The organism is Massilia rhizosphaerae (assembly GCF_016093545.1).
GTDB lineage: Bacteria > Pseudomonadota > Gammaproteobacteria > Burkholderiales > Burkholderiaceae_D > Telluria > Telluria rhizosphaerae.
Window position 1 is genome coordinate 307,436 of record NZ_JADKYX010000002.1, and the last position, 24,924, is coordinate 332,359.

At 67.8% G+C, this 24,924-nt stretch carries 21 protein-coding genes; 13 read left to right on the forward strand and 8 right to left on the reverse strand.

Annotation, left to right across the window (positions count from 1 at the left end):
- Positions 1-47 precede the first annotated feature (47 nt).
- Both ISF28_RS04445 and ISF28_RS04450 read right to left on the reverse strand, forming a co-directional pair.
- Positions 48-2,627 carry an EAL domain-containing protein gene (locus ISF28_RS04445; protein WP_198115937.1) on the reverse strand — a complete coding sequence of 860 codons (2,580 nt, stop codon included), beginning with the start codon at positions 2,625-2,627 and terminating at the stop codon, positions 48-50.
- Positions 2,624-4,672 carry a sensor histidine kinase, YfiR-like protein-associated gene (locus ISF28_RS04450; RefSeq protein ID WP_229518873.1) on the reverse strand — a complete coding sequence of 683 codons (2,049 nt, stop codon included), beginning with the start codon at positions 4,670-4,672 and terminating at the stop codon, positions 2,624-2,626. The genes ISF28_RS04445 and ISF28_RS04450 overlap by 4 nt, the downstream gene beginning before the upstream one ends.
- Positions 4,673-5,045: 373 nt before the next feature.
- Between ISF28_RS04450 and ISF28_RS04455 the strand changes: the two genes are divergently transcribed.
- The 7 genes from ISF28_RS04455 to ISF28_RS04485 all read left to right on the forward strand — a co-directional run bounded on the left by ISF28_RS04455 (position 5,046) and on the right by ISF28_RS04485 (position 14,303).
- A complete protein-coding gene (locus tag ISF28_RS04455; protein ID WP_198115938.1) occupies positions 5,046-5,528 on the forward strand; it encodes a CinA family protein in 483 nt (160 codons plus the stop codon).
- A gap of 2 nt (positions 5,529-5,530) precedes the next feature.
- Positions 5,531-6,448 carry a metallophosphoesterase family protein gene (locus ISF28_RS04460; RefSeq protein ID WP_198115939.1) on the forward strand — a complete coding sequence of 306 codons (918 nt, stop codon included), beginning with the start codon at positions 5,531-5,533 and terminating at the stop codon, positions 6,446-6,448.
- Between the two features lie 15 nt (positions 6,449-6,463).
- Positions 6,464-9,271 carry a M16 family metallopeptidase gene (locus tag ISF28_RS04465; RefSeq protein ID WP_198115940.1) on the forward strand — a complete coding sequence of 936 codons (2,808 nt, stop codon included), beginning with the start codon at positions 6,464-6,466 and terminating at the stop codon, positions 9,269-9,271.
- A gap of 16 nt (positions 9,272-9,287) precedes the next feature.
- Positions 9,288-10,208 (forward strand): LysR family transcriptional regulator, encoded by a 921-nt coding sequence (locus ISF28_RS04470; RefSeq protein WP_198115941.1) that lies wholly within the window; start codon positions 9,288-9,290, stop codon positions 10,206-10,208.
- A gap of 83 nt (positions 10,209-10,291) precedes the next feature.
- Entirely contained in the window at positions 10,292-11,722 is a 1,431-nt protein-coding gene (gene leuC, locus ISF28_RS04475; protein WP_198115942.1) for a 3-isopropylmalate dehydratase large subunit, read from the forward strand.
- Entirely contained in the window at positions 11,719-12,363 is a 645-nt protein-coding gene (gene leuD, locus ISF28_RS04480; RefSeq protein WP_198115943.1) for a 3-isopropylmalate dehydratase small subunit, read from the forward strand. The genes leuC and leuD overlap by 4 nt, the downstream gene beginning before the upstream one ends.
- A complete protein-coding gene (locus ISF28_RS04485; RefSeq protein ID WP_198115944.1) occupies positions 12,360-14,303 on the forward strand; it encodes an aconitase family protein in 1,944 nt (647 codons plus the stop codon). Before leuD ends, ISF28_RS04485 begins: the two co-directional genes overlap by 4 nt.
- A 9-nt stretch (positions 14,304-14,312) precedes the next feature.
- Here ISF28_RS04485 and ISF28_RS04490 read toward each other — a convergent pair whose 3' ends face one another.
- The gene (locus tag ISF28_RS04490; RefSeq protein WP_198115945.1) at positions 14,313-14,963 is read right to left on the reverse strand and encodes a hypothetical protein; all 651 of its coding nucleotides are present in this window, start codon (positions 14,961-14,963) and stop codon (positions 14,313-14,315) included.
- A gap of 110 nt (positions 14,964-15,073) precedes the next feature.
- Here ISF28_RS04490 and ISF28_RS04495 point away from each other — a divergent pair, with 110 nt between their 5' ends.
- Both ISF28_RS04495 and ISF28_RS04500 read left to right on the forward strand, forming a co-directional pair.
- Positions 15,074-15,403, forward strand: coding sequence for an ArsR/SmtB family transcription factor (locus ISF28_RS04495; protein WP_198115946.1), 330 nt, complete (start codon positions 15,074-15,076; stop codon positions 15,401-15,403).
- A complete protein-coding gene (locus ISF28_RS04500; RefSeq protein ID WP_198115947.1) occupies positions 15,400-16,404 on the forward strand; it encodes a cation diffusion facilitator family transporter in 1,005 nt (334 codons plus the stop codon). Before ISF28_RS04495 ends, ISF28_RS04500 begins: the two co-directional genes overlap by 4 nt.
- A gap of 45 nt (positions 16,405-16,449) precedes the next feature.
- Here the strand turns inward: ISF28_RS04500 and cysK are convergent, their stop codons facing one another.
- Genes cysK through tcdA form a run of 3 tightly spaced genes read right to left on the reverse strand, consistent with a single transcriptional unit; the run spans position 16,450 to position 18,848 of the window.
- Positions 16,450-17,382 carry a cysteine synthase A gene (gene cysK, locus ISF28_RS04505; RefSeq protein ID WP_198115948.1) on the reverse strand — a complete coding sequence of 311 codons (933 nt, stop codon included), beginning with the start codon at positions 17,380-17,382 and terminating at the stop codon, positions 16,450-16,452.
- 31 nt (positions 17,383-17,413) lie between these two features.
- Positions 17,414-17,920 carry an FKBP-type peptidyl-prolyl cis-trans isomerase gene (locus ISF28_RS04510; protein WP_198115949.1) on the reverse strand — a complete coding sequence of 169 codons (507 nt, stop codon included), beginning with the start codon at positions 17,918-17,920 and terminating at the stop codon, positions 17,414-17,416.
- Between the two features lie 34 nt (positions 17,921-17,954).
- Positions 17,955-18,848 (reverse strand): tRNA cyclic N6-threonylcarbamoyladenosine(37) synthase TcdA, encoded by an 894-nt coding sequence (tcdA, locus tag ISF28_RS04515; RefSeq protein ID WP_198115950.1) that lies wholly within the window; start codon positions 18,846-18,848, stop codon positions 17,955-17,957.
- Between the two features lie 100 nt (positions 18,849-18,948).
- Here tcdA and pdxH point away from each other — a divergent pair, with 100 nt between their 5' ends.
- Both pdxH and ISF28_RS04525 read left to right on the forward strand, forming a co-directional pair.
- Complete coding sequence (gene pdxH / locus ISF28_RS04520; RefSeq protein ID WP_198115951.1) at positions 18,949-20,154, forward strand: pyridoxamine 5'-phosphate oxidase; 1,206 nt, start codon at positions 18,949-18,951, stop codon at positions 20,152-20,154.
- A 39-nt stretch (positions 20,155-20,193) separates the two neighbouring features.
- Entirely contained in the window at positions 20,194-21,408 is a 1,215-nt protein-coding gene (locus tag ISF28_RS04525) for a class I SAM-dependent methyltransferase (protein ID WP_198115952.1), read from the forward strand.
- 98 nt (positions 21,409-21,506) lie between these two features.
- On the opposite strand, the gene msrA is transcribed toward ISF28_RS04525, so the two are convergent.
- Positions 21,507-22,046: a peptide-methionine (S)-S-oxide reductase MsrA gene (gene msrA, locus ISF28_RS04530; RefSeq protein ID WP_198115953.1), complete on the reverse strand. Its 540-nt coding sequence runs from the start codon at positions 22,044-22,046 to the stop codon at positions 21,507-21,509.
- A 121-nt stretch (positions 22,047-22,167) separates the two neighbouring features.
- On the opposite strand from msrA, the gene ISF28_RS04535 reads away from it, so the two are divergent.
- Both ISF28_RS04535 and ISF28_RS04540 read left to right on the forward strand, forming a co-directional pair.
- Positions 22,168-22,668 (forward strand): flavin reductase family protein, encoded by a 501-nt coding sequence (locus ISF28_RS04535; RefSeq protein WP_198115954.1) that lies wholly within the window; start codon positions 22,168-22,170, stop codon positions 22,666-22,668.
- A 165-nt stretch (positions 22,669-22,833) separates the two neighbouring features.
- Positions 22,834-24,027, forward strand: a complete 1,194-nt coding sequence (locus ISF28_RS04540) for an acyl-CoA dehydrogenase (RefSeq protein WP_198115955.1) — start codon at positions 22,834-22,836, stop codon at positions 24,025-24,027.
- A 203-nt stretch (positions 24,028-24,230) separates the two neighbouring features.
- On the opposite strand, the gene ISF28_RS04545 is transcribed toward ISF28_RS04540, so the two are convergent.
- Complete coding sequence (locus ISF28_RS04545; RefSeq protein ID WP_198115956.1) at positions 24,231-24,908, reverse strand: OmpW/AlkL family protein; 678 nt, start codon at positions 24,906-24,908, stop codon at positions 24,231-24,233.
- Between the last annotated feature and the right edge of the window lie 16 nt (positions 24,909-24,924).

Below are 24,924 nucleotides of genomic sequence, written 5' to 3' on the forward strand. Positions count from 1 at the left end.
ATCGACAACGTAGGGTGGGCACCCCGTGCCCACCAAATGCATGCACATCACGCGGCCTCTTCGTCCTCGCGCGGCGTCTTGCGGTCATCGTACGGCCCGTGCGTGAGCCAGTACTGCCGAAACGCGAGCCGCACGTTGTCGCGCAATTCCGTGTCGTTCCACGGCTTCGTGTAGAAGCGGTAGATGGCGCCGCGGTTGATCGAGTCGAGCACCGTTTCCACGCCCGTGTAGCCGGACAGGATGATGCGCATCGTGTCCGGATACATCTCCTTGACCTTGCTGAGGAATTCGGTGCCGTTCATCACCGGCATCTTCTGGTCGCACAGGATCACCTGCACGTGGTACAGCGCCAGCAACTCGAAGCCCTCGGCCGGCGACGCGGCCGTCAGCACGCGGTAGTTGTCGCGCCTGAACAAGCGGTGCAGCGCGGCCAGCACGTTGACGTCGTCGTCCACCACGAGCAGGGTCTGGACGTTGCGGTCGTCCTCCGCCGGCCGCGTGGGCTGGGCGCGATTTTCCAGCACGAGCCTGGCGAGGTCGGCGGGCACGAGCGCGCGCGCGAAATGAAAGCCCTGGATCTCGTCGCAGCGGTGGCGGCGCAGCAGCGCCATCTGGGCGCGCGATTCCACGCCTTCCGCGATCACCTGCATGTGCAGGCTGTGCGCCATGCTGATGATGGCCAGCGCGATCGCGGCGTCGTCCGGATTGGTCGTGATGTCGCGCACGAACGCGATATCGATCTTGAGCTTGTCGATCGGGAAGCGCTTCAGGTAGGCCAGGCTCGAATAGCCGGTGCCGAAATCGTCGATGGCGACGCGGATGCCGAGCAGCTTCAGGCGCTCCAGCACCTGCACCGTGTGCTCGAAGTTCGACATCAGCGCGCTCTCGGTCAGTTCCAGCTCGAGCAGGCCCGGATCCACGCGGTGCTCTTCCAGCGCGGCGCGGATGTCGCCTTCCAGGTCGCCTTCGACGAACTGGCGGCTCGACACGTTCACGGCCACGCGCACGTCGCGCACGCCGTCAAGCATCCACGCGGCGATCTGGCGGCAGGCCTCGCCGATGATCCACGCGCCCACGCGCACGACCATGCCGGTGTCCTCCAGGATGGGCACGAATTCGGCCGGATACACGAGGCCGAAGCCAGGGCGGCGCCAGCGCAGCAGCGCCTCCACGCCGCTCACGCGGCCCGTGTTCAGGTCCAGCTTGGGCTGGTAGTGCAGCTCGAACTGTTTGTCGTCGATGGCGGCGCGCAGCGCCAGTTCGAGGTCCAGGCGCGCCAGCACCTGCACGTTCATCCCGGCCGTGAAGAAGCGGTAGCCGTCGCGGCCGGCCTCCTTGGCGCGCACCATCGCGACGTCCGCGTACTTGACGAGCGTGCCGGGATCGACGGCGTCGTCGGGATACATCGCGATGCCGATGCTGGCCGTCAGCACGGCCTGCTGGCCGTTCAGGTCGAACGGCGCGCGCAGCGCCTCGCGCACGTCGTTCGCCACGCTCACCGCCTCGTCCTCGGTCTGCTCGCGCGTCATCGTGAGGATCAGCGCGAACTCGTCGCCGCCCAGGCGCCCGATCGTGTCGCGCAGGCGCACGCAGCGCACCAGCCGCGTGCTGAACTGGCGCAGCAGCTCGTCGCCCAGCGCCGGGCCGAGCGAATCGTTGACGATTTTAAAACGGTCGAGCGTGATGAACAGGACGGCGATGCGCCAGTTCTTGTCCTGCGCGAGTTCGATGGCGTCGCGCAGCGTGTGGAAGAACAGGCTGCGGTTGGGCAGGCCCGTCAGGCTGTCGTAGTTCGACATGTGCTTCAGGCGCTGCGCGGCCTGCAGGCGCTCGCTGATGTCGCGCGCGACCGCGATCAGGATGCGGTTGTGCTCCTGCTGCTGCAGCTGCCAGCTGATCTCGACGGGCACGGCGCCCTGCCCGTCCGAGCGCAGGAGCTCCGTCTCGACGATGTCGTGCTCGCGCGACGTGGACGCCGGATCCGCATAGCGCTCGAGCTGCGCCCGTTCCGCGAGGCCCAGCGCGACCGGATCGATGCGCAGCAAGGCTTCTTTCGAGAAGCCGAGCATGCGGCAGGCGCCGTCGCTGACGTCGACCATCGCCATCGTGCGCGCGTCGACGAGGAAGATGGCGTCCGACGTCGCGTCCATCGCGCCGCGGAAGCGCTGCAGTTCGGCCGTGCGCTCGCGCACCTTGCGCTCCATGCGCGCGCCGTAGTCGCGCGACTCCTGGTGGAACAGCCGCACTTCGAGCAGGTTGCGGATGCGCGTCAGGACCTCGACCGTGTCGAACGGCTTGCCGATGAAATCGCGCGCTCCGGCTTCCAGCGCCGAGAGCTTCTTGTCCGGTTCCGCCGTCACCACCAGCACGGGCAGCCACGATTCGCGCTCCATCGGCTTCAGCGCTTCCATCACCTGGAAGCCGTCCATGTGCGGCATCTGCAGGTCGAGGATGATCAGGTCGTAGCGGTGCTGCAGGTGCAGCGCGGCGACCTGGCGCGGGTCGGTGGTGCTGGCGACGTTCTCGTAGCCGCTCGTCTTGAGCAGGAACTCGAGCAACTGCACGTTCACCGGCTCGTCGTCGACGACGAGGATGTGCGCGCGGCGGATGTCGTTGGGCGAAATCATGGGGTAGTCCTCATTCGGGCCGACAACACGGTGTCGATGGCCTCGTTGAACTGGCCGATGTCGATCGGCTTGGTCAGGTAGCGCGCGAAGCCGGCCGCCAGCGCACGCTCGATGTCGGCGCGCATGGCGTTGGCGGACACCGCGATGACCGGGATCCGCGCGGTCTCGGGCTCGCGCCGCAGCTGCGCCAGGACCTCGAACCCGGACAGGCCGGGCAGGTTCAGGTCCATCAGGATGATGTCGGGCTTCTGGCTGCGCGCGAGCGACAGGCCGAAGTGGCCGTCCGGCGCGCTCACGAGGCGCAGGTCGGCGCGGAAGCGCACGATCTCCTGCACCAGTTTCAGGTTGGCCGGATTGTCTTCGATGTACAGCACGGTGGCCGGCCGTTCGGGCGCGAGTCCGTCCGCGACGGCGGCCGCGGCGCGCGCGACGGGCGGCGCGTCGGCAACGCCGCCGGCCGCGTCCGTGCAGGCCAGCTCGATCCAGAACACGCTGCCCACGCCCGGGCTGCTCGTCACGCCGATCTCGCCGCCCATCAACTCGACCAGGCGGCGCGTCACGACGAGGCCGATGCCCGTGCCTTCCTGCGTGCCGCCTTCCTGGCCCAGGCGGTTGAACGGCTGGAACAGTCCCGCCACCTGCTCGGGCGACAGGCCCATGCCGGTGTCCTGCACGGACAGGCGCAGGCGCTGCGGCGCCGGCTGCGCGCAATCGACGACGACGGCGCCGCCCTCGCGGTTGTACTTGACGGCGTTCGACAGGAGGTTCAACAGCACCTGCTTGAGGCGCGTGCGGTCGGCCTGCACGCGCGCCGCGGGCGCCTGCGGGAACAGCACGCGCACGCCGCGCGCGGCCGCCAGCGGCGCGATCATGCCCTCGCATTCGCCCAGCACCTCGGCCAGCAGCACCGGCTCCATCGACAGGCTTAGAGCCCCCGCCTCCACCTTGGCCAGGTCGAGGATCTCGTTGATCAAGGTGAGCAGATGCCGCCCTGATTTCAGGATGTGGCCGGAGAATTCCAGCTTCTGTTCAAGCGTCGTCGGCATGTCCTTCGACGCCAGGATCTGGGCGAAGCCGAGGATCGCGTTGAGCGGCGTGCGCAGCTCGTGGCTCATCGACGACAGGAACGAGGACTTGGCCTGGTTGGCGTTGCGCGCTTCCTCGATCGCCAGCTCCAGCTCCGAATTGGCCAGCTCCAGCTGGGCCGTGCGCTCCTGCACGCGCGCCTCCAGGCCTTCGTTCAGGCGCATGACTTCCTGCTGCGCGCGCGCCCGCTCCTGGGCCTCGCGCGCGATTTCGCGGTTGGAGTCTTCCAGCGCGCGCGTCCGCTGCTCGATCTCGGTCAGCATCGCGTTGAAGGAATCGACGAGTTCCGCCGCCTCGTCCTCGCTGATGCGCGGCGCGCGCCGCGAATAGTCGCGCCGCGCCACGACTTCGCGCGCGATGTTCGTGATGGCGTCGATGGGCGTCGTGATGGTGTGGCCAAGGCGGCGCACGAGCAGCCACGCGGTGAACAGGGCCAGCACGGTCACGCAGGCGCAGATCACGAGGTAGTCGCGCATGCGTTCCATCATCTGGTTCTGCGAGCGCAGGTACACGGTGCCGAGCAGGTCGCCGTTTTCGACGATCGGCTTGTACAGCACCACTTCGTCGCCGGCCCCGACATAGGTTTCCGTGCCGCCCGGACGCACCCGCCTGCCGCCCTGCGCCGGACGCGCGGGAAACGCGCCGGTCTCGCCGCGCGCCACGTAGGTCGCGAACAGCGCGCCCTTGTCGTCGTAGATGGCGGCCGCGCGCACGGACGGCCGGCTGCGCAGCAGGGCCAGGTTCTCGCGCGCCAGGCGAGCGTCGTCGAACGCCAGCGCGGCGGACGTCATGTGGCCCACGAGCTCCGCCTGCGTCGCCAGGTCGTTCAGCAGCGCGCTCTTGTAGCTGCGCAGGTCGTAGGCGACGACGGTGCCCACCGAGACGGCCAATGCCGCGAGCGTCGTCGACATCACGATCGTGACGAGTTTTTCGCGGATCGAGCGGCGCGGACGGATCATGGCTTACAGCGCCGCCCGCGCCGGATGGTCATGCGCAAAACGGTCGAGCGGCATGCGAGATCCTGGTTCGGTCAATGAACAACACTGCGGGCGAGCCCGCAAGGCGAGCAGGATAGCAGCACGGCCGGAGGTAATGTCGCACGGAACAATGACGATCGTTGATGCCGGTAAATACAATGACGGTTGTACGGACAAGCAAGCTTAACCCCGGGTATGGCTTTTCGTTAAGATTGCGATGCCGCCGACGGAGAAGGCGCGCTAGAATGGACGCGAGCGCGCAGCGGATCATTCCACGCCCGGCACACGGCGGCGCGCCCGCGAAAGACCCTGGAGACCCTGGCGGCCCCGCCGCCGTTACAAGGAGGAGCGACACGTGACGAACGACATCATCGACCTGGCCACCCGTGTGGGCCGGGCACTCGAAGCCAAGGGCCTGCTGCTGGCCACCGCCGAATCCTGCACCGGCGGCGGCGTCTCCCAGGCCATCACGGAAATCCCCGGCTCGACCGGCTGGTTCGAATGCGGCTTCGTGACGTATTCGAACGCATCCAAGACCGAGATGCTGGACGTGCCGGCCGCGCTGATCGCGCAATTCGGCTCCGTCAGCGAGGAAGTCGCGGGCGCCATGGCCGAGGGCGCGCGCGCCAACAGCAACGCCCACGTGGCCGTTTCCACGACCGGCATCGCCGGCCCCACCGGCGCCGTCCCCGGCAAGCCCGTGGGCACGGTGTGCTTCGGCTGGTCGAAAGGCGATACGACGTACACCGAACGTCTCGTGTTCTCCGGCGACCGCCACGCGGTGCGCGAGCAGACCGTGGCGCATGCGCTGGCCGGTCTCCTGCGCCTGCTCGAATAAGGATGCCCCGCTTGCCGATGCGGACGGCGGCCGCGCTCGCGGCGCTCATCGCGCTCATGGCGCTCTTCGCCGCGAGCGCGCACGCAGCGGGCACGGACAAGGGCATCCCCGTGTACGCGGCCGGCGACATCGCGCGCTGCGCCTACCATGACGCGGCGTATTCGGGCGCGGCGGCCACTGCCGACACCGTCGCCGCCGGACTCGCGCAGGACCCGCGGGCCGTCGTGCTGGCGGTGGGCGACCTGACCTATCCGGTCGGCACCGCCCAGGAATTCACCGACTGCTACGGCCCGACGTGGGGCCGCTTCAAGGACCGCACCTGGCCCGCGCCCGGCAACCACGAGTACTACACGCCGGGCGCGACGCCGTATTTCGCGTACTGGGGCGCGCGCGCCGGCCGCGGCTACTACAGCTTCGAGGTCGGCACCTGGCACGTCATCTCGCTGGACAGCGACCTGGCCGGGGCCGCCCACGCGGCCCAGCTGGACTGGCTGCGCGCCGACCTCGCCGCCCACCCGGCGCGCTGCACGCTCGCGTACTGGCACCATCCGCTGTACAGCTCGGGCGGTCACGGCAGCGTGCCGACGATGCACGACGCCTGGAAGCTGCTCTACGACGCCGGCGCCGAGCTGGTGCTGTCGGGCCACGACCACGACTACGAGCGCTTCGCCCCGCAGGATGCGGACGGCCGGCTCGATCCGGCGCGCGGCATCCGCCAGTTCGTCGTCGGCACCGGCGGCGCGTTTCCGACGCCGTTCCTGCTCACCGTCCCGCACAGCGAGGTGCGCGATGCCAACCGCACCGGCGTGCTGCGCCTGCAGCTGTACCCGGGCGGCTACGGCTGGGAATTCATCGAATCGACCCGGCTGTATCCTTTCGGCGTCGCGCCGCCCGACCGGGGCAGCGCCGCCTGTCATTAAATCTACGAGGTCCGGATGACACGCCTGCTGTCCCTCCTGCCCCTGCTGCTGGTCCTCGCGCTGCCGCCGGCGGCGCATGCCGAGACGGCGGCCGCCGCCATCGCCGCCGCCGTGCCGCAGGTCCGCTACGAAAAGACGACGCTGCCCAACGGCCTGGAAGTGATCCTCGTCGAGGACCACCGCCTGCCCATCGTGGCCGTCAACATCTGGTATCACGTCGGCCCGGCCAACGAGGCGCCGGGGCTGACCGGCTTCGCCCACCTGTTCGAGCACATGATGTTCGCCGGCACCCGGCACCTGCCGCGCGGCCTCGCCGACCGCCTGCTGGAAGGCGCCGGCGCCACCGACAGCAACGGCAGCACCGACTACGACCGCACCAATTACTACGACACGGTGCCGTCGAACCAGCTGGAACTCGCGCTGTGGGTGCACGCCGACCGCATGGGCTACCTGCTCGACGTGCTCGACCAGGCCGCGCTGTCGAACCAGCAGGACGTCGTGCGCAACGAGCGCCGCCAGACCGTCGAGAACCGCCCGTACGGCATCGTCGAGGAAGCGCTGAACCACGCGCTGTTCCCGAAGACGCACCCGTATTACGCGGCGGTGATCGGCTCGCACGCCGACATCCAGAGCGCGAAACTGGCCGACGTGCGCGACTTCTTCAAGCGCTACTACGGCCCCAACAACGCCAGCATCGTGATCGCCGGCGACATCGACAAGGCGAAGACGCGCGCCCTCGTCGCCAAGTACTTCGGCAGCTTCAAGCGCAGCCCGCCGGTCGCGCATCCGCAGGTGACGACGCCCCCGATCACGCGCGAGCGCCGCCTCACGGTGCCCGACCGCGTCGAGCTGCCGCGCGTGTACATGGCGTGGCTCACGCCGCCCGCCTTCCGCCCGGGCGACGCCGAGCTGGAAGTGACGGCGCAGATCCTCGCCGGCGGCAAGGCGAGCCGCCTGTACAAATCCCTCGTGTACGAGCGCCAGATCGCCCAGGACGCATCGGCCGCGCAGAACTCGAACGCGCTCACGTCGACCTTCATCGTCGACGTCACCGCGCGCCCCGGCCACGACGCGGCCGAACTGGAGGCGGCGGTCGACGACGAGTTGAAGGCGCTGCGCGACACCGGACCGTCCGAACAGGAAGTCGAGCGCGCCCGCAACACGATCGAGACGGCGATGCTGACGTCGATCGAGAAGCTGGGCGGCACGGGCCTCGCGAACCAGATCAACCAGTACAACCAGTACACGGGCGATCCCGGCTACCTGCCGAAAGATATCGAGCGCCTGCGCCGCGTCACCGCCGCCGACGTGCGCCGCGTGGCGCAGGCCTACCTGCAGCCGAACGCGCGCGTGGTCGTCGCGGGCGTGCCGGGCAAGCCGGACTTCGGGCCGGACGTGCCGGCGCCCCCGCCGCCGAAGGCCTCGAAGACCGGCGCCGCCGCCGGCATCAACCGCGACGAAGCGTGGCGCCGCACGCCGCCGAAGCCGGGTCCCGCGCCGCGCTTCACGCTGCCGCAGGGCGAGTCGTTCAAGCTGCCGAACGGCTTGACCGTCATCTTCCATCCGAATCCCGCGCTGCCGCTCGTGGCGGCCGAACTGGTCGTGAAAAGCGGCTCCGGCGCCAACCCGTCCGACCAGCCGGGCCTCGCCGGCTACACGGCGCAGATGCTGCAGGAAGGCACGGCCACGCGCAGCGCGCCGGGCATCGCCGACGAGATCGCGCAACTGGGCGCCTTCCTCGGCACCACGGCGTCGAACGACGCGTCGACGGTATCGCTGCTGGCGCTGCGCTCCACCTTCCCGCAGGCGCTGGACGTGCTGGCCGACGTCGTGCAGCACCCCGCCTTCCCGACGGCCGAAGTCGAGCGCCAGCGCGCGGCGCGCCTGGGCGAACTGACGCAGCAGCGCGACGACCCGGCGCTCGTCGCCGCCGTCGCCGCCGCGGGCGCGCTGTACGGCCCCAACCACCCCTACGGTTACGGCCAGCTCGGCACGGAACCGGCGATCCGCGCCACGACGCGCGAAGACCTCGTGCGCTTCTGGCGCCGCCACTACCTGCCCGGCAACGCGGCCCTCGTCGTGTCCGGCGACATCACGCTGGACGAATTGCGCGCGCTCGCCGCCGCGCGCTTCGGCGGCTGGGAACGCGCCGACGCGGCCGTGGCGAAGGTCGACGATCCGGACGGCAGCAAGGCCCGCCTCGTCGTCGTCGACAAGCCGGGCGCCCCGCAGACGGCGCTGCGCGTGACCACCATCGCGGCCGCGCGCAGGACGCCGGACTACCCGGCCATGGAGGTCATGAACGCGGCGCTGGGCGGCCTGTTCTCGAGCCGCATCAACCTCAACCTGCGCGAGGAAAAGGGCTACAGCTACGGCGTGTACTCCGCGTTCCGCTACGACCGCACGCCGGGTCCGTTCATCATCGCGGGCAGCGTGCGCACGGACGTCACGGGGCCGTCGGTGTCCGAGATACTGAAAGAAGTGAACGGCATGCGCGACAAGCCGCTGCCCGGCGCCGAACTGGCGGGCGCGCGCGACTCGCAGGTGTATTCGCTGCCGGGCCAGTTCGAAACCGACAGCGGCATCGTCGCGAGCCTGGCCGATACTTATGTGTTCGACCTGCCGGCCGACTACTGGCGCACCCTGCCCGAGCGCTTGCGCGCCGTGACGGCGGCCCAGGTGCAGGCGGCGGCGAAAAAGTACCTGAAGCCGGACCAGCTGAAAGTCATCGCCGTGGGCGACCGGGCGCGCATCGCACCGCAGTTGCAGAAGCTGGGATTGGGGCAGCCGGAACTGCGCGACGCGGACGGCCAGCTGCCGTAGCGGGTAAGATGGCGCCATGAGCAATCTGCTGCGCAAACTCGACCTGACTTCCCTGCGCCTGTTCGCGGCCGTGTGCAAGGAACGGAACATCGCGCGCGCCGCCGCCCGCGAATTCATCGCGCCGTCCGCCGTCAGCCGGCGCATCGCCGAGATCGAGGCGCTGATCGGCTTTCCCGTGATTTACCGGGAGTCGCGCGGCATCTCCGTCACGCCGGTCGGCGAGACGGTGCTGCGGCACGCGCAGGCGATCATCGCCAGCATCGAGACGCTCGGCGCCGAGCTGTCGCAGTATGCCAGCGGCGCGAAAGGGAACGTCAAGCTGGTCGGCAACCTTTCCGCCATCGTGCAGTTCCTGCCGGAAGACATCGCCGCCTTCCAGCGCGTCTTCCCCGACGTGCACATCGACCTGGAAGAACAGAGCAGCGCGCACGTGATGAGCAGCGTGCTCGATCACAAGGCCGATCTCGGCATCTGCAACGCCATCGTCGGCGCCGACCAGTTCGACGTCTGGCCCTACCGCGTCGACCGCCTGTTCGTGATGGTGCCGCGCAGCCACCGCCTCGCCGACGCCGGCGCCGTCGGCCTCGAGGACATCCTGGGCGACAGCTTCGTGGGCCTGGGCAGCGAAAGCGCGCTGACGCAGTTGCTGGCGCAGGAAGCGGCGGCGCGCGGCGCCGTCCTGAACGTCAACATCCGCGTCACCAGCCTGGACGCCCTGTGCCGCATGGTGCACGTGGGGCTGGGCATCGCCGTCGTGCCGCAGCAGATCGGCGAGATGTACCTCGACACGCTCGATGTGCGGCTCGTGCCGGTCCGCGACGCCTGGGCCGAGCGCCGGCTGATCCTGATTTCGCGCCGCAACGAGCCGCTGAGCGCCACCGCGGGCTCGCTCGTGCAATTCCTCACGCAGACGGACGCATCTCGATTCGAGATGTGAGGCCTCGCCACTGATCACTTCCGGCGGCCGTGCGGCCGTCCTATCATCGTCTCGACCCAGACCACGATCCGGACATCGAGACCATGCCCAAGACCCTGTACGACAAATTGTGGGACGCCCACGCATTGGCGCCCGAAGACGACGGCACCTGCCTGCTGTACATCGACCGTCACATCATCAACGAGGTATCGAGCCCGCAGGCGTTCGAAGGCGTCGCCCGCGCCGGCCGCACGCCATGGCGACCAGGCGCGATCCTGGCGGTGGCCGACCACAACGTCCCCACCACGGACCGCGGCGGCGGCATCGCGGATCCGGTGTCCCGACTCCAGGTCGACACCCTGGCCGAGAATGCGCGCACCTACGGCCTGACGTATTTCGGCATGGACGACGTCCGCCAGGGCATCGAACACGTCGTCGGCCCCGAACAGGGCGCCACGCTGCCCGGCATGACGGTGGTATGCGGCGACTCGCACACGTCGACGCATGGCGCGCTGGCCTGCCTCGCGCACGGCATCGGCACCTCCGAGGTCGAGCACGTGCTGGTGACGCAAACCCTGTTGAGTAAAAAATCGAAATCGATGCTGGTGCGGGTCGAAGGCGCGCTGCGTCCGAGGGCGACGGCCAAGGACATCGTGCTGGCCCTGATCGGACAAATCGGCACGGCCGGCGGCACGGGCCACGTCATCGAATACGCGGGACCGGCCATCGAATCTCTGTCGATGGAAGGCCGGATGACGGTCTGTAACATGTCGATCGAAGCGGGCGCGCGCGCCGGCATGGTGGCGTTCGACGACGTGACCGAGGCCTATGTGCGCGACCGTCCGCTCGCACCAAAAGGGGACATGTGGGACCGCGCGCTCGCGTACTGGCGCACCCTCCATTCCGACCCGGACGCCGGATTCGATGCCGTCGTCGTCCTCGACGCCGGCGCCATCGCACCGCAGATCACCTGGGGCACGTCGCCGGAAATGGTGACGACGGTCGACGGCCGCGTGCCCGACCCGGCGCTGGAACCGGATGCCGTCAAGCGCGACGGCATGCAGAAGGCGCTGCGCTACATGGGGCTGGAAGCGAATACCCCGATGACGGACATCCGCATCGACAAGGTCTTCATCGGCTCCTGCACCAATTCGCGGATCGAAGACCTGCGCGCCGCCGCGGCCGTCGTGCGCGGCCGACGGCGCGCGCCCGGGGTCAAGCTGGCCATGGTGGTGCCGGGCTCCGGCCTCGTGAAGGCCCAGGCCGAACGCGAGGGCCTGGACCGCGTCTTCCTGGACGCCGGCTTCGAATGGCGCGAACCGGGCTGCTCGATGTGCATGGCGATGAACGCCGACCGCCTCGCCCCCGGCGAGCGCTGCGCGTCGACGTCGAACCGCAATTTCGAAGGCCGCCAGGGCGCCGGCGGCCGCACCCATCTCGTCAGCCCGGCGATGGCGGCGGCGGCGGCGATCGCCGGCCGCTTCGTCGACATCCGCGCGCTGGCGCAACCGCAGGACGCAGGGGGAACCGCATGAAAGCATTCATCCGCCACGAGGGCCTGGCCATGCCGCTGGACCGCGCCAACGTCGATACCGATGCGATCATCCCGAAGCAGTTCCTGAAATCGATCAAGCGCAGCGGCTTCGGTCCCAACCTGTTCGACGAATGGCGCTACCTCGACCACGGCGAACCGGGGCAGGACTGCGCGCGGCGTCCGATCAACGCGGACTTCGTGCTGAACCAGCCGCGCTACCGGGGCGCGTCGATCCTGCTGGCGCGGCACAACTTCGGCTGCGGCTCCTCGCGCGAGCACGCGCCGTGGGCCATCGACGAATACGGGTTCCGCGTGCTGATCGCCCCCAGCTTCGCCGACATCTTCTTCCACAACTGCTTCAAGAACGGGCTGCTGCCGATCGTGCTGCCCGACCATCAGGTCGACGCATTGTTCGCCCGCGCCCTCGCGCCCGACGGCCTGTGGCTGGACGTCGACCTCGAAACGCAGACGGTCCGCGACACGGCGGGCGGCCTCGCGTTCGCATTCGAGATCGACGCCTTCCGCAAGGACTGCCTGCTGAACGGCCTCGACGACATCGCGCTGACCCTGCGCAAGGCCGACCGGATCCGCGCATTCGAGGAGCAGCATCTCGCCGACCATCCCTGGCTGCCCACGGCATGAACGGCACGATACGTCTCGAAGGACGGGTCTTGTACCTTTCCGACAACCCGGCCGTCATGCACGCGCAGCTGCGCGGCGAGGACGTCGCGCTGGCCGACGCGCTGCCCCTGCGCGACGATGTTTCGACCGACGAGATCACGCCGGTGACGGTCATGACGGTCTACGACGACCGGCTGGGCGACGTGCCCTACGTCGGCTTGCGCAGCGGCGCCGTGACGCCGGTCGAACGCGGCGCCATCCGCGCGGGCGGCTTCGGGATCACGGTCGGCGGCCACCGCTACGGCAAGGGCTCGTCGCGCGAATCGAGTCCGCTGGCCGAACTGTCGGCCGGCATCCGCCTCATCGTCGCGCGCAGCTTCGAGCGCATCTACCGGCAGAACTGCGACAACATCGGCATCCTCACGACGACCGATTTCACGGTCCTCGACCGCATCGCGGCGGGCGAAGCCATTCCGATCGACGTCTTCCTCGACGGGCGCGACCGGCTGTCGCAGGAGATCATCCGCAGCGGCGGGCTGCTGGCGTACAGCAAGCGGGCCGCGTGGCCGCGTCCGAAGCCCGCGCGCGCCGGCACGGCCGCGCACAAGCCGCGCACGCTGGTCGAGAAGATCATCGAACGGCACCTGGCGCCCGGCAGCGCCGCGCCCGTGCCCGGAGAAGGCGTGTTCATCGCGGCCGACTGGCGCTTCAGCCACGATTATTTCACGGGCATAAGCGCGCACCTGATGCACCGGGGCTTCGGCCATCCCGCGCCGCTGCATGCGCCCGACCGGATCATCGCGTTCGAGGACCACCTCGTGCTGGCGGCGCAAAGCGTCCCGCACGTGCGCGATGGCCTGCTGGCCGGCGTCGCCGACCTGACCGCCGGCCACGCGCGTTTCGTCCGCGACTATCCGGTCCGCGCGCACGGCCGGCTGCCGGACGGCGCGGGCGCGGAAGGCATCTGCCACGCGCTGATGGCGGAATCGTATGCGTTGCCGGGCGAGGTCGTCGTCGGCACGGACTCGCACACGCCGCATGCCGGCGCCCTCGGCTGCCTGGCCTTCGGCATCGGCGCCACCGACATGGCGAACAGCTGGGTCACCGGGAACGTGCGGTGCAAGGTGCCGGAGACCTTGCGCATCGAGATCGACGGCGCGCTACCGCGCGGCGCCACGGCGAAAGACCTGGTGCTGCACCTGCTGCGGATGGACACGATCCGCGCCGGCGCCGCGATCGGCCTCGTGTTCGAATACGGCGGAGAAGCCGTGCGCGCGATGGACGTCGACGAACGGGCGACGCTGACGAACATGGTGGCCGAGCTGGGCGGCTTCACCGGCATCGTCGAACCGGACGACAAGACGGTCGCGTTCATCAAGGAGCGGCGCGGCGTCGACGTCGTCCTCGAGGACTGGATGCGCAGCGATCCGGGCGCCGCCTACCGCCAGGTGATCCGCATCGACGCCGCGACGATCGGCCCCATGCTGGCCCGCCCCGGCGATCCGGGCAACGGCATCGCGGTGGCGGCGCTGGAGGCGCCGGTGGCCGTCGACATCGCGTACGGCGGCTCCTGCACGGCGGGCAAGCGCGCCGACTTCGACTTCTATCACGAGGTGCTGGCCTGGGGCGTCGAGCGCGGCCTGCGCGTCGCGCCGGGCACCCGGCTGTTCCTGCAGTTCGGGACGATGGCCGTGCGCGATTACTGCATCGACAAGGGCTACCTGGCCGTGTTCGAGCGGGCGGGCGCGGAAACGATCATGCCGGGTTGCGGGGCGTGCGCGAATTGCGGTCCGGGCCAGTCGGTGCGCCGCGACCAGGTCACCGTCAGCGCCATCAACCGCAATTTCCCGGGCCGCTCGGGGCCGGGGGACGTCTGGCTCGCCAATCCCTATACGGTTGCGGCCAGTGCGCTGGCGGGGCGCTTGACCAGCTTCGAGGCGTTGCAGCGCCGGTTCGCGTAGGGTCGGCGCTCACCACTTGCAGCCACTGTCGTCGATGGCGTTTTTCGCCATGTCCACGGCCAGCAAGACCACGTTGGCCAGCAGGTTGGTGCTCTGCGCGCGGGCCGTCTGGCAATCGACGCGGCGGGCCCGTTCGAAGCGGTCGACGACGTGATGGTCGGCGTTCGGGTCCACCACCGGCTTGCGATCCGGTAGCGCCACCAGGCCCTTGCCCTCTTCGCGCGCGATCAGGCGCGCGGTGGCGCGCGCGGCCGCCAGATCGACGGTCGGCGCAGCGGCGCCGGTGCCGGCCGGCGCGGCGTCGGCCGGCAGCTCATGGGCGGTCGCGGTGGGCGCCGCGGGCGCGGCAGGCGCAGGCGCTTGTCGCCGTGGCGGCATCGGCCGCCGTGCCGCGCGCGTAGGAAAGGGACTCGGACGAGGCACGGTCACCGTCGGCGCGGGCGCCGGCGCCGGCACGTCGGGGACGAGCGGCACCAGCCGCACTTCGATCCGCCTGACCGGCGCAGCATCCGTCGCGGGCCGATGGGACAACCAGGCATGCCACAGCCAGGCCACGGCAAGCACGTGGCACAACACGCTGATACCCCAGCCGAGCATGGCACGTCCTGCATCCTGTCGCTGCGACATGGATGCGCGGTGGAGGCTGGCGGTCTGGCTCATGCCCCAATTCTAGCGGCGCGATGCGCCGCAAAGCTCACCAAGTCTCACGACAGCCCTTGCGCCCGCCATCCCACGCGTTTAACATGTGAACAATTCTTCACACGTTAAAGATGAGTATCCCACCCGACACCGACAACGCCGTCGACGAGCTCGCCGACCTGTTCCACCTGCTGGGCGACCCCACGCGCCTGCGCATCGTGCTCGCCTGCCTGGCGCAGCCGATCGCGGTGGGCGACATCGCCGCCGCGTTGAACCTGTCCAGTTCGCTGGTCAGCCACCACCTGCGCCTGCTGCGCGCGGCGCGCATCGTCAAGGCCGAGCGCCAGGGCAAGCAGGTGTTCTATGCGGCCGCCGATGCCCACATCAGCGGCTTGCTCGCCAACATGTTCGAACATATCGCCGAACCCATCGCCGAACCAACCACCGGACTGGACGCATGAGTCACCATCATCCCCATCATTCCCACGGCCATGGACATGGCCACCACCATCCGGCGCCGGGCGACAGCGGCCGCGCGTTCGCCATCGCGATCGGCCTGAACACGGCGTTCGTCGCCATCGAATTCATCTACGGTTTCATCGCCAACTCGACGGCGCTGATGGCCGACGCCGGCCACAACCTGTCCGACGTGCTCGGGCTGGGCCTCGCCTGGGGCGCCGCGCTGCTGACGAAAAGCGCGCCGACGCGCCGTTTCACGTACGGCCTGCGCGGCACGTCGATCCTCGCCGCCCTCGCCAACGGACTGCTGCTGATGGTGGCCTGCGGCGCCATCGCCCTGGAAGCCGTGCGCCGCTTCACCCATCCGGAGCCGGTGGCCGGCACGACGGTCTCCATCGTCGCGCTCGTCGGCGTGGTGATCAATGGTTTCTCGGCCTGGCTGTTCGTGGCCGGCAGCAAGGACGACATCAATGTGCGCGGCGCCTACCAGCACATGGCGGCGGATGCCGTGCTGTCGCTGGGCGTCGTCATCGCCGGCGTCGTGATCATGGCCACTGGCTGGACGTGGCTCGACCCGGCCGTCAGCCTCGTGCTCGTCGTCGTGATCGTCGTGGGCACGTGGGCGCTGCTGCGGGAATCGATCCAGATGGTGCTGGCGGGCGTGCCGGACAGCGTCGACGCGACGGGCGTGACGGCCTTCCTCGCCGCGCAACCCGGCGTGACCGAGGTGCACGACGTGCACATCTGGGCGATGAGCACGACGGAAACCGCGCTCACGGCCCACCTCGTGATGCCGGCCGGCTATCCGGGCGATGCGGCCATCGACGACATCGTCGGGCACCTGCGCGAGGATTTCGCCATCCACCATTGCACGCTGCAGGTGGAACAGGGAACGACGAACCACAGCAGTTGCGCCCTGCACGACGGCCTGGAAGCGCACGCGCACGACGACCATGACCACGACGACGATCACGGCCATGGCGCGCATTCACATGCACACTGACGCCGCGCCGTAAAAAAAAGGCCCGCACGACGCGGGCCATTTTTTTTATCCAGCCAGGTTGGCGTACAACGCCGTACTGAGATAACGCTCGCCGAACGATGGAATGATGGTGACGATCAGCTTGCCCGCATTCTCCGGCCGCTTGGCGACCTCGATCGCGGCCCACAGCGCGGCGCCGGACGAAATGCCGACCAGCAGGCCTTCCTCGCGCGCGGCCGCCCTGGCCGTCTCGAAGGCGTCCTCGTTCTTGACGGTGATGACTTCGTCGTAGGCTTTCGTGTTCAGCACTTCCGGGATGAAGCCGGCGCCCAGGCCCTGGATCGGGTGCGGGCCCTTGGTGCCCTTGGACAGGATCGGCGACGCTTCCGGTTCCACGGCGATGGCCCGGAAACCGGGCTTGCGCGCCTTGAGCACTTCGGCCACGCCCGTGATGGTGCCGCCCGTGCCGACGCCGGCCACGAGGATGTCGACCTTGCCGTCGGTATCGCGCCAGATTTCCTCGGCCGTCGTGCGGCGGTGGACGTCCGGGTTGGCGGGATTGTTGAACTGCTGCGGCATGAAGCAGTTCGGGTCGGATGCGACGATTTCCTCGGCGCGGCGGATCGCGCCCAGCATGCCTTCCGGCCCCGGCGTGAGCACCAGCTCGGCGCCGTAGGCGCGCAGCAGGATGCGCCGCTCCTGGCTCATCGTTTCGGGCATGACGAGGCGGCAGCGGTAGCCGCGCGCCGCGCACACCATCGCCAGCGCGATGCCCGTGTTGCCGCTGGTGGGTTCGACGATGATGGTGTTCGGGCCGATCTTGCCGGCCTGCTCGGCCGCCTCGATCATGGCCCAGCCGATCCGGTCCTTCACGCTGTGACCCGGATTATAGAACTCGAGCTTGGCGGCGATGTCCGCGCCGGCGCCTTGCGCCAGGCGGCGGATCCGCACCAAGGGGGTATTGCCGATCAATTCCGTCACGTCGTTCGCGATGCGCATGCAGGTCTCCTTATTGGATGTTGAGTTGGACTTACTTGACCTTCAGCAGTTCCACGTCGAAGATCAGATCGGAATCCGGCGGGATCGAGCCGCCGCCGGCGCCGCGCTTGCCGTAGGCGAGTTCGCTCGGGATGATCAGGGTGCGCTTGCCGCCCACCTTCATGCCCTGCACGCCCTGCTCCCAGCCCTTGATGACCTGGTGCGCGCCGAGCTGGAACTCGAGCGGTTCGCGGCCCGGATCGAGCGACGAGTCGAACTTGTGGCCGTGCTGCCTGGCGGCCAGCGGCTTGTAGAACCAGCCCGTGTAATTGACCACGACGTGGCTGCCGAAGGTGGCTTCGGCGCCCTTGCCGATCACGTGGTCGATGATCTGCACCTGCGGCCCCTGCTGGGCCTGCTGCGCCTGGACATCGGCGGGATTGACGGGATTGGTCGGATTGACGGGATTGGCCGCGTTGGCGGTGGCCTGGGATGCATCCTGCGCGTTGGCGGCGGCGGCCGCCACCAGCAAGCCTGCTAAGGCGATACGACGGATCATGGAGCCTCTTTCACGAATCGGTAAAAAATCGATTCTATGATAGCAAGGCGTCCTCCAGTTGCCCAGCGTCGATGGATTCGGTTACAAGTACGGGCTCGGCGGCGGGCTGCGGTGCCGGGACGGCCGCGTTGGCCGCGTCCGCCAGCTTGCGCAGCAGATGGCCGGCCGCGACCATGCCGAACGTCGCGGTGACGACCATGCTCGAGCCGAAGCCGGCGCAGTTCAGGCCCGTGATGCTGTTCGGGTCGACCGCGCAGGCGTCGCCGGATTCCGGATAGCGCAGCGGTTCCATCGAGAACACGGCGTCGATGTGGTATTTGTTCTTTTCGCCGCGCGCGAAGCCGTAGCGGGCACGCAAGATCTTGCGCACCTTCTTCAGCAGCGGTTCCTGCTCGGTGCGGGCAAGGTCGCGCACCTCGATCCTGGTCGGGTCGAGCTGGCCGCCGGCGCCGCCGATGACGACGAGGGGGATCGCATGCTGGCTGCAGTAGGCGATCAGCGCGGCCTTGGCCTTGACGCTGTCGATGGCGTCGACGACGTAGTCGAAACGCTGCGTCCCGATCATGGCGGGGATGTTGTCGGGATCGATGAAGTCCTCGACGAGCTCGACCTGGCAGTACGGATTGATGAGCGCGATGCGCTGTTTCAATGCCTCGATCTTGGGCATGCCGATCGTGGTCGACAAGGCCTGGATCTGCCGGTTGATGTTGGATTCGGCCACGTTGTCGAGGTCGATGAGCGTGAGGCGGCCGACCGCGCTGCGCGCCAGCGCTTCGACGATCCAGGAGCCGACGCCGCCGACGCCGACCACGCAAACGTGCGCCGCACGGAAGCGTTCCAGTGCACGCTCGCCGTAGAGACGCGCGATGCCGCCGAAGCGGCGGCCGAAGTCGACATCGTCGAAGAGAGGGGTGGAAATCGTAGTCATGATCCGTCCATTTTACCGGACGGAAGGGCGTGCAATGCTCTAAAATAACTTTCAGTTAATCAAATTTCCGCCCCCATTCTGCGTCTCCACAACAGCGATCATGAACAACCTACTTTCCGATCCGGCTCCCGATTTCGACCAACCCGTCGCCGTCCTCAAGCACTGTCACGGGCGTATCCGCAAGCAACTTTCAACGCTGGAAAAACTGCTGGCACACCTGCCGGAACATGGTGCCGACGAGCAGGCCCGGCAGGCGGCGACGGCCGTGCTGAAATACTTCGACAAGGCCGCCCACCTGCACCATGACGACGAGGAGCAGGACCTGCTGCCGATGCTGCTGGCCGTCGCCAAGGGCGACGACGCGGCCACGCTGCAGGCGCTGGCGCCCGTCATCCTGCAGGAACACAAGGACATGGACGCGATGTGGCAGGACCTGCACGAACAGCTGACGGGCATCGCGGACGGCAGCGGCACGCAGTTGTCGGCGTCCATCGTGCGCCGCTTCGTGCAGAACTACCAGGGCCATATGGAGCGCGAAGAAGGCATCGTGGCGCCGATGGCGCTGCGCCTGTTCGGCCCCGACCAGATGGCGCGCCTCGGCGCGGCCATGCGCCGCCGCCGCGGCCTGGACGCGCCGGCCGCGACGGCGGAGTCGGCGCCGGCCATCGGCGAACGTGTGGCCGACCTGCGCAAGGATTACGGCCAGGCCCGCCTGGACGAAGACGACGTCGCCCACGATCCGGTCGTCCAGTTCACGCGCTGGTTCGAGGAAGCCCTCAAGGCCGAGGTGAACGAGCCGAACGCGATGAGCCTGGCGACCGTGGGCGAGGACGGGCGGCCGACGTCGCGCATCGTGCTGGTCAAGCAGTTCGACGAGCGCGGCTTCACGTGGTACACGAATTACGCGAGCCAGAAGGGAAAGCAACTGGAAATCACGCCTTTTGCGGCTCTGCTATTCTTCTGGAGTGAACTTGAACGGCAGGTGCGGATCGAAGGCAGGGTCGAGCGCACGAGTAACGACGAAAGCGATAAGTATTTCAACAGCCGGCCCCTGAAAAGCCGGCTGTCGGCGATCGCGTCCGAGCAAAGCGAACCGATCGCGAACCGTGCCGCCCTCGAAGAACATTACGAGGAAGTGGCGCGTCAATATGGCGAAGCACCGCCACGGCCACAGCATTGGGGCGGTTTTCGCCTGGTGCCGGAACGGATCGAGTTCTGGCAGGGGCGGCGTTCACGCTTCCACGACCGCATCGTCTACACGCGGCAGGAAGACGGGCGTTGGACGCGGCAACGTTTGCAACCATGAACCAGTGAATCTGGTTCAGGACTAGCCGGAGGAATACGCGTGTTCGACCAGATGAAGCTTTCTGCCTGGACTTCAGGCATTCGCAGCAGATACAACCTGCCCTTGCGCGTGGAATTGTGGAACGGCGAGCAGGTCGACCTGTCGTCCGAGCAACCACGCGTGAAGATCCGGGTCCCGAGTCCGGGCAGCCTGCGCTACCTGCTCTCGCCCTCGCTCGGCAACCTGGGCGAGGCCTATGTCGAAGGCGAGCTCGAAATCGAAGGACGCGCGGCCGACATGATCCAGATGGGCTCGGCCCTGGCGGAAGGCAGCGGCAAGCCGGGCCGCACGAGCCGCGTCGCCAACGCCGCCCTGCGGCTCGTCTCGCCGCACACGCGCGAGAAGGACGCCGAGGCCATCCGTTACCACTACGACGTTTCCAACGAGTTCTACAGCCTGTTCCTCGATCCGGCCATGGTGTATTCCTGCGCCTATTTCGAGAACGGCGACGAGGACCTGGCCACGGCCCAGCAAAAGAAGATCGACCACATCCTCACCAAGATCGGCGTGCAGCCGGGCCAGACGCTGCTCGACATCGGCTGCGGCTGGGGCGCCCTGGTCATCCGCGCGGCCAGCAAGTTCGGCGCGCGCTGCGTGGGCGTCACGCTGTCCGAGCGCCAGCACGAGCTGGCGTGCGAGCGCGTGGCCGAGGCCGGCCTGCAGGACCGCGTCGAGATCCGGCTGCAGGACTACCGCGACGTCGACGGCCAGTTCGACCGCATCACGAGCGTCGGCATGTTCGAGCACGTGGGCGTGGAAAACCTTCCGGACTACTTCGGCCGCATCGGCAAGCTGCTGGCGCCGGGCGGCGTCGTGATGAACCACGGCATCACCACGACCGACGTCGAGCAGCGCAACAGCCCGTACGGCGGCGGCGAATTCATCGACAAGTACGTGTTCCCGCACGGCGAACTGGCGCACCTGTCGACCGTCATCCGCACCATGCAGGAAGGCGGTCTCGAAGTGCGCGACGTGGAAAACCTGCGCCGCCATTACGCCCGCACCTGCGCGCTGTGGACCGAGAACTTCGAGAACAATGCCGATCGCATCCGGGCGACGTGCGACCCGAAGACCTTCCGCATCTGGCACGTCTACCTGGCCGGCTGTGCGTACGGGTTCGCGCACGACTGGATCAGCCTGTATCAGATCGTGTGCGGCAAGGCGGGGGAGGAGCCGGACCTCATTCCGTGGTCCAGGAAGTACATGTACCGGTAACCGGTATGCATTGGTGGGCGGGGGCCGCCCACCCTACGATGACACGCTGCCGTAGGGTGGGCACCCTGTGCCCACCACGCGTACGCGTGTCCAAGAAATTATTTGACCCGATCCGTAAACATCTTGCGGAACTTGGCCACCTTGGGCGCCACGACGAACGCGCAATAACCCTGGAGCGGATGCTGGGCGAAATAATTCTGGTGGTAATCCTCGGCCTTGTACCACTGCTCGGCCGGCAGCAATTCCGTGACGATGGGCGCGTCCCACACCCCGGCCATTTCGGCCATCACCTTGCGCGCCGTCGCCTCCTGTTCCGGCGACGTGAAGAAGATCACCGAGCGGTATTGCGTGCCGACGTCGTTGCCCTGGCGATTGAGCGTCGTCGGGTCGTGGATGGTGAAAAAGATCTGCAGGATGTCGCGATAGCTGATCACGTCCGGATCGAACTCCAGGCGCACCACTTCGGCATGGCCGGTCGTGCCCGCGCACACCTGCTCGTACGTCGGCGCGGGCGTCGTGCCGCCCATATAGCCCGATTCCACGCGGAGGACGCCGCGCGCTTCGAGATAGACCGCTTCCAGGCACCAGAAACACCCGCCGCCCAGGATGGCCACTTCGGTTGCTGATTGCTGGCTCATACTGCCTCCTCGAGGGACAAATTGTTTTCCAAGCTACACTGTAACCCGAAAGGGCACGGTTGTGCAGGATCAACGAGGAGCCAGCCAGAGGGCGATAAGCCATTGGTGGCATAATGCGCGGATGAACACCAGCTCACCTCGCGCCACCACGCGCGGTTTCGATTCCGCCCATTTCCGCCAGGCCCTGTCGCAATTCGCGACGGGTGTCACCGTCATCACCACGCGCCTGGCCGACGGCAAATTCCGCGGCCTGACCGCGTCGTCCTTCAATTCCGTGTCGCTGGAACCGCCGCTGGTGCTGTGGAGCCTGTCGACCGTCGCCAACAGCCTGCCGATCTTCACCGGCAATTCGCACTACGTGATCAACGTCCTGTCCGCCGGGCAGGAAGAGGTGGCGCGCCGGTTCTCGCGGCGCGGCCACGATCCGTTCGAGGGCGTCGAGTACGAACTGTCGCGCACCGGCCAGCCGATCCTGAAGGGCGTCTCGGCCTGGTTCGAATGCCACAACCGCAGCCGCTATCCGGAAGGCGACCACGTGATCTTCGTGGGCGAAGTGGAAGACTGCGCCGTGCACCCGCAAGCCGCCCTGCTGTTCCATGGCGGGCAATTCGGCAGTACCTGACGCCCGTCCGCGCTCCGACTCGATGGAAAAATGAAAATGCCTGTCGCAGTTTGAAAAGATGCGGCCGGGCGGCCTTCCTATAATGGTTCGATCCGGGCGGCCTACCCGTTCGCCCGGCACCCGCCAATCGACCATTCGACAAGAATATTCTGAGACAGGAGTCCCATGAGCCGTTCCGATACGCCCCGCAAAGCCCAGTTTCACTGGGATGACCCGCTGCTGCTGAACGAGCAATTGCTCGACGAAGAGCGCATGGTGCGCGACGCCGCCGCGGCCTATTGCCAGGACAAGCTGCTGCCGCGCGTCCTGGAAGCGTTCCGCCACGAAACCACCGACGCCGCGATCTTCCGCGAGATGGGCGAACTCGGCCTGCTGGGCCCGACCATTCCCGAACAATACGGCGGCCCGGGCCTGAACTACGTCAGCTACGGCTTGATCGCGCGCGAAGTCGAGCGCGTCGATTCCGGCTACCGCTCGATGATGAGCGTGCAGTCGTCGCTCGTGATGGTGCCGATCCACGAATTCGGCAACGAGGAAACGAAGCAGAAATACCTGCCCAGACTCGCCACCGGCGAATGGATCGGCTGCTTCGGCCTGACCGAGCCGAACCACGGCTCCGACCCGGGCTCGATGGTCACGCGCGCGCGCAAGGTCGACGGCGGCTATTCGCTGTCCGGCTCGAAGATGTGGATCACGAACTCGCCGATCGCCGACGTGTTCGTCGTGTGGGCCAAGGATGACGAAGGCAAGATCCGCGGCTTCGTGCTGGAAAAGGGCTGGAAGGGCCTGTCGGCGCCGGCCATCCACGGCAAGGTCGGCTTGCGCGCGTCGATCACGGGCGAGATCGTAATGGACGAGGTGTTCTGCCCCGAAGAAAATGCGTTCCCGGAAGTGCGCGGCCTGAAGGGTCCGTTCACCTGCCTGAACTCGGCCCGCTACGGCATCGCCTGGGGCGCGCTGGGCGCCGCGGAAGACTGCTGGCACCGCGCCCGCCAGTACGTGCTGGACCGCAAGCAGTTCGGCAAGCCGCTGGCCGCCAACCAGCTGATCCAAAAGAAGCTGGCCGACATGCAGACGGAAATCACGCTGGGCCTGCAGGGCGTCCTGCGCCTGGGCCGGATGAAGGACGAAGGCACGGCCGCGGTCGAGATCACGTCGATCATGAAACGCAATTCCTGCGGCAAGTCCCTCGAGATCGCACGCATGGCGCGCGACATGATGGGTGGCAACGGCATCAGCGACGAGTTCGGCGTGGCGCGTCACCTCGTCAACCTGGAAGTCGTCAACACGTACGAAGGCACGCACGACATCCACGCGTTGATCCTGGGACGCGCGCAGACCGGCATCGCCGCGTTTTAACGCATCGGCGGCGCATTGGTGGGTGTTTGATGCCGGGGGCATCAAACACGGGTGCGCACCCTACGACATTGTTACGGCAACGATTATTCCAACGTTACGGCAACAATCATTCCGGCGTAGGGTGGGCTCCCCGAGCCCACCAGCATTCCAATCAAATAAAAAAAACCCGCCACGAAGGCGGGTTTTTTATGCGCACGACAGGCTCAGAACTTGTAGCCCAAGGTCAACACGGTCGAGTTCGGATCCAGCTTCATGTGCTGGCCCTGATGCGTCGAGAAGTGCACGTCGGTACGCAGGCGGGTCTTCACGAGCGCGGCGTTGAGGAACCATTTCTCGCTGAAGTTCCAGACGGCGCCGATCTGGCCCGACATCGTCCACTTGTTGTCGATGCTGAACGTCGTCGGCGGGCCGCCCGGGTTCGTCAGGGCCGTCATGCGGAACGAGCCGGTTTCCTTGTAGAAGTAGGCGTAGGTCAGGCCCAGGCCGACGTAAGGACGGAACGCCGCGTTCGGCTCGAAGAAACGGTATTGCACGAACGCGGTCGGCGGCAGCGCCCGAACCGTGCCCAGCTCGCCCGTGCCGGCGATGGCGCCGGCGCCGTACAGGCTGTGCTTGTACGGCGTGGCAAACGTGAATTCGCCGGTGATGTTGTCGGTGAAGCCGTAATTGACCACGATCACCGGTTGCGTGTCCTTGCCGACCTCGCCCAGCGAGTTCGGCAGGGCCGGGGCGGTAATCGCGCCGCTTTCCACGTGCGGCGTGATCTGGGTGGCGCCGACCGACACGGCCCACCGCCCCTTGGCCTGCGCCGCGGCGCTGCCCGCCACGGCCAGCGCGCCTGCGGCAACCAGCAGTTTCACGACGTTGGAATTTACTTTCATGTTGTCTCCTGATCTT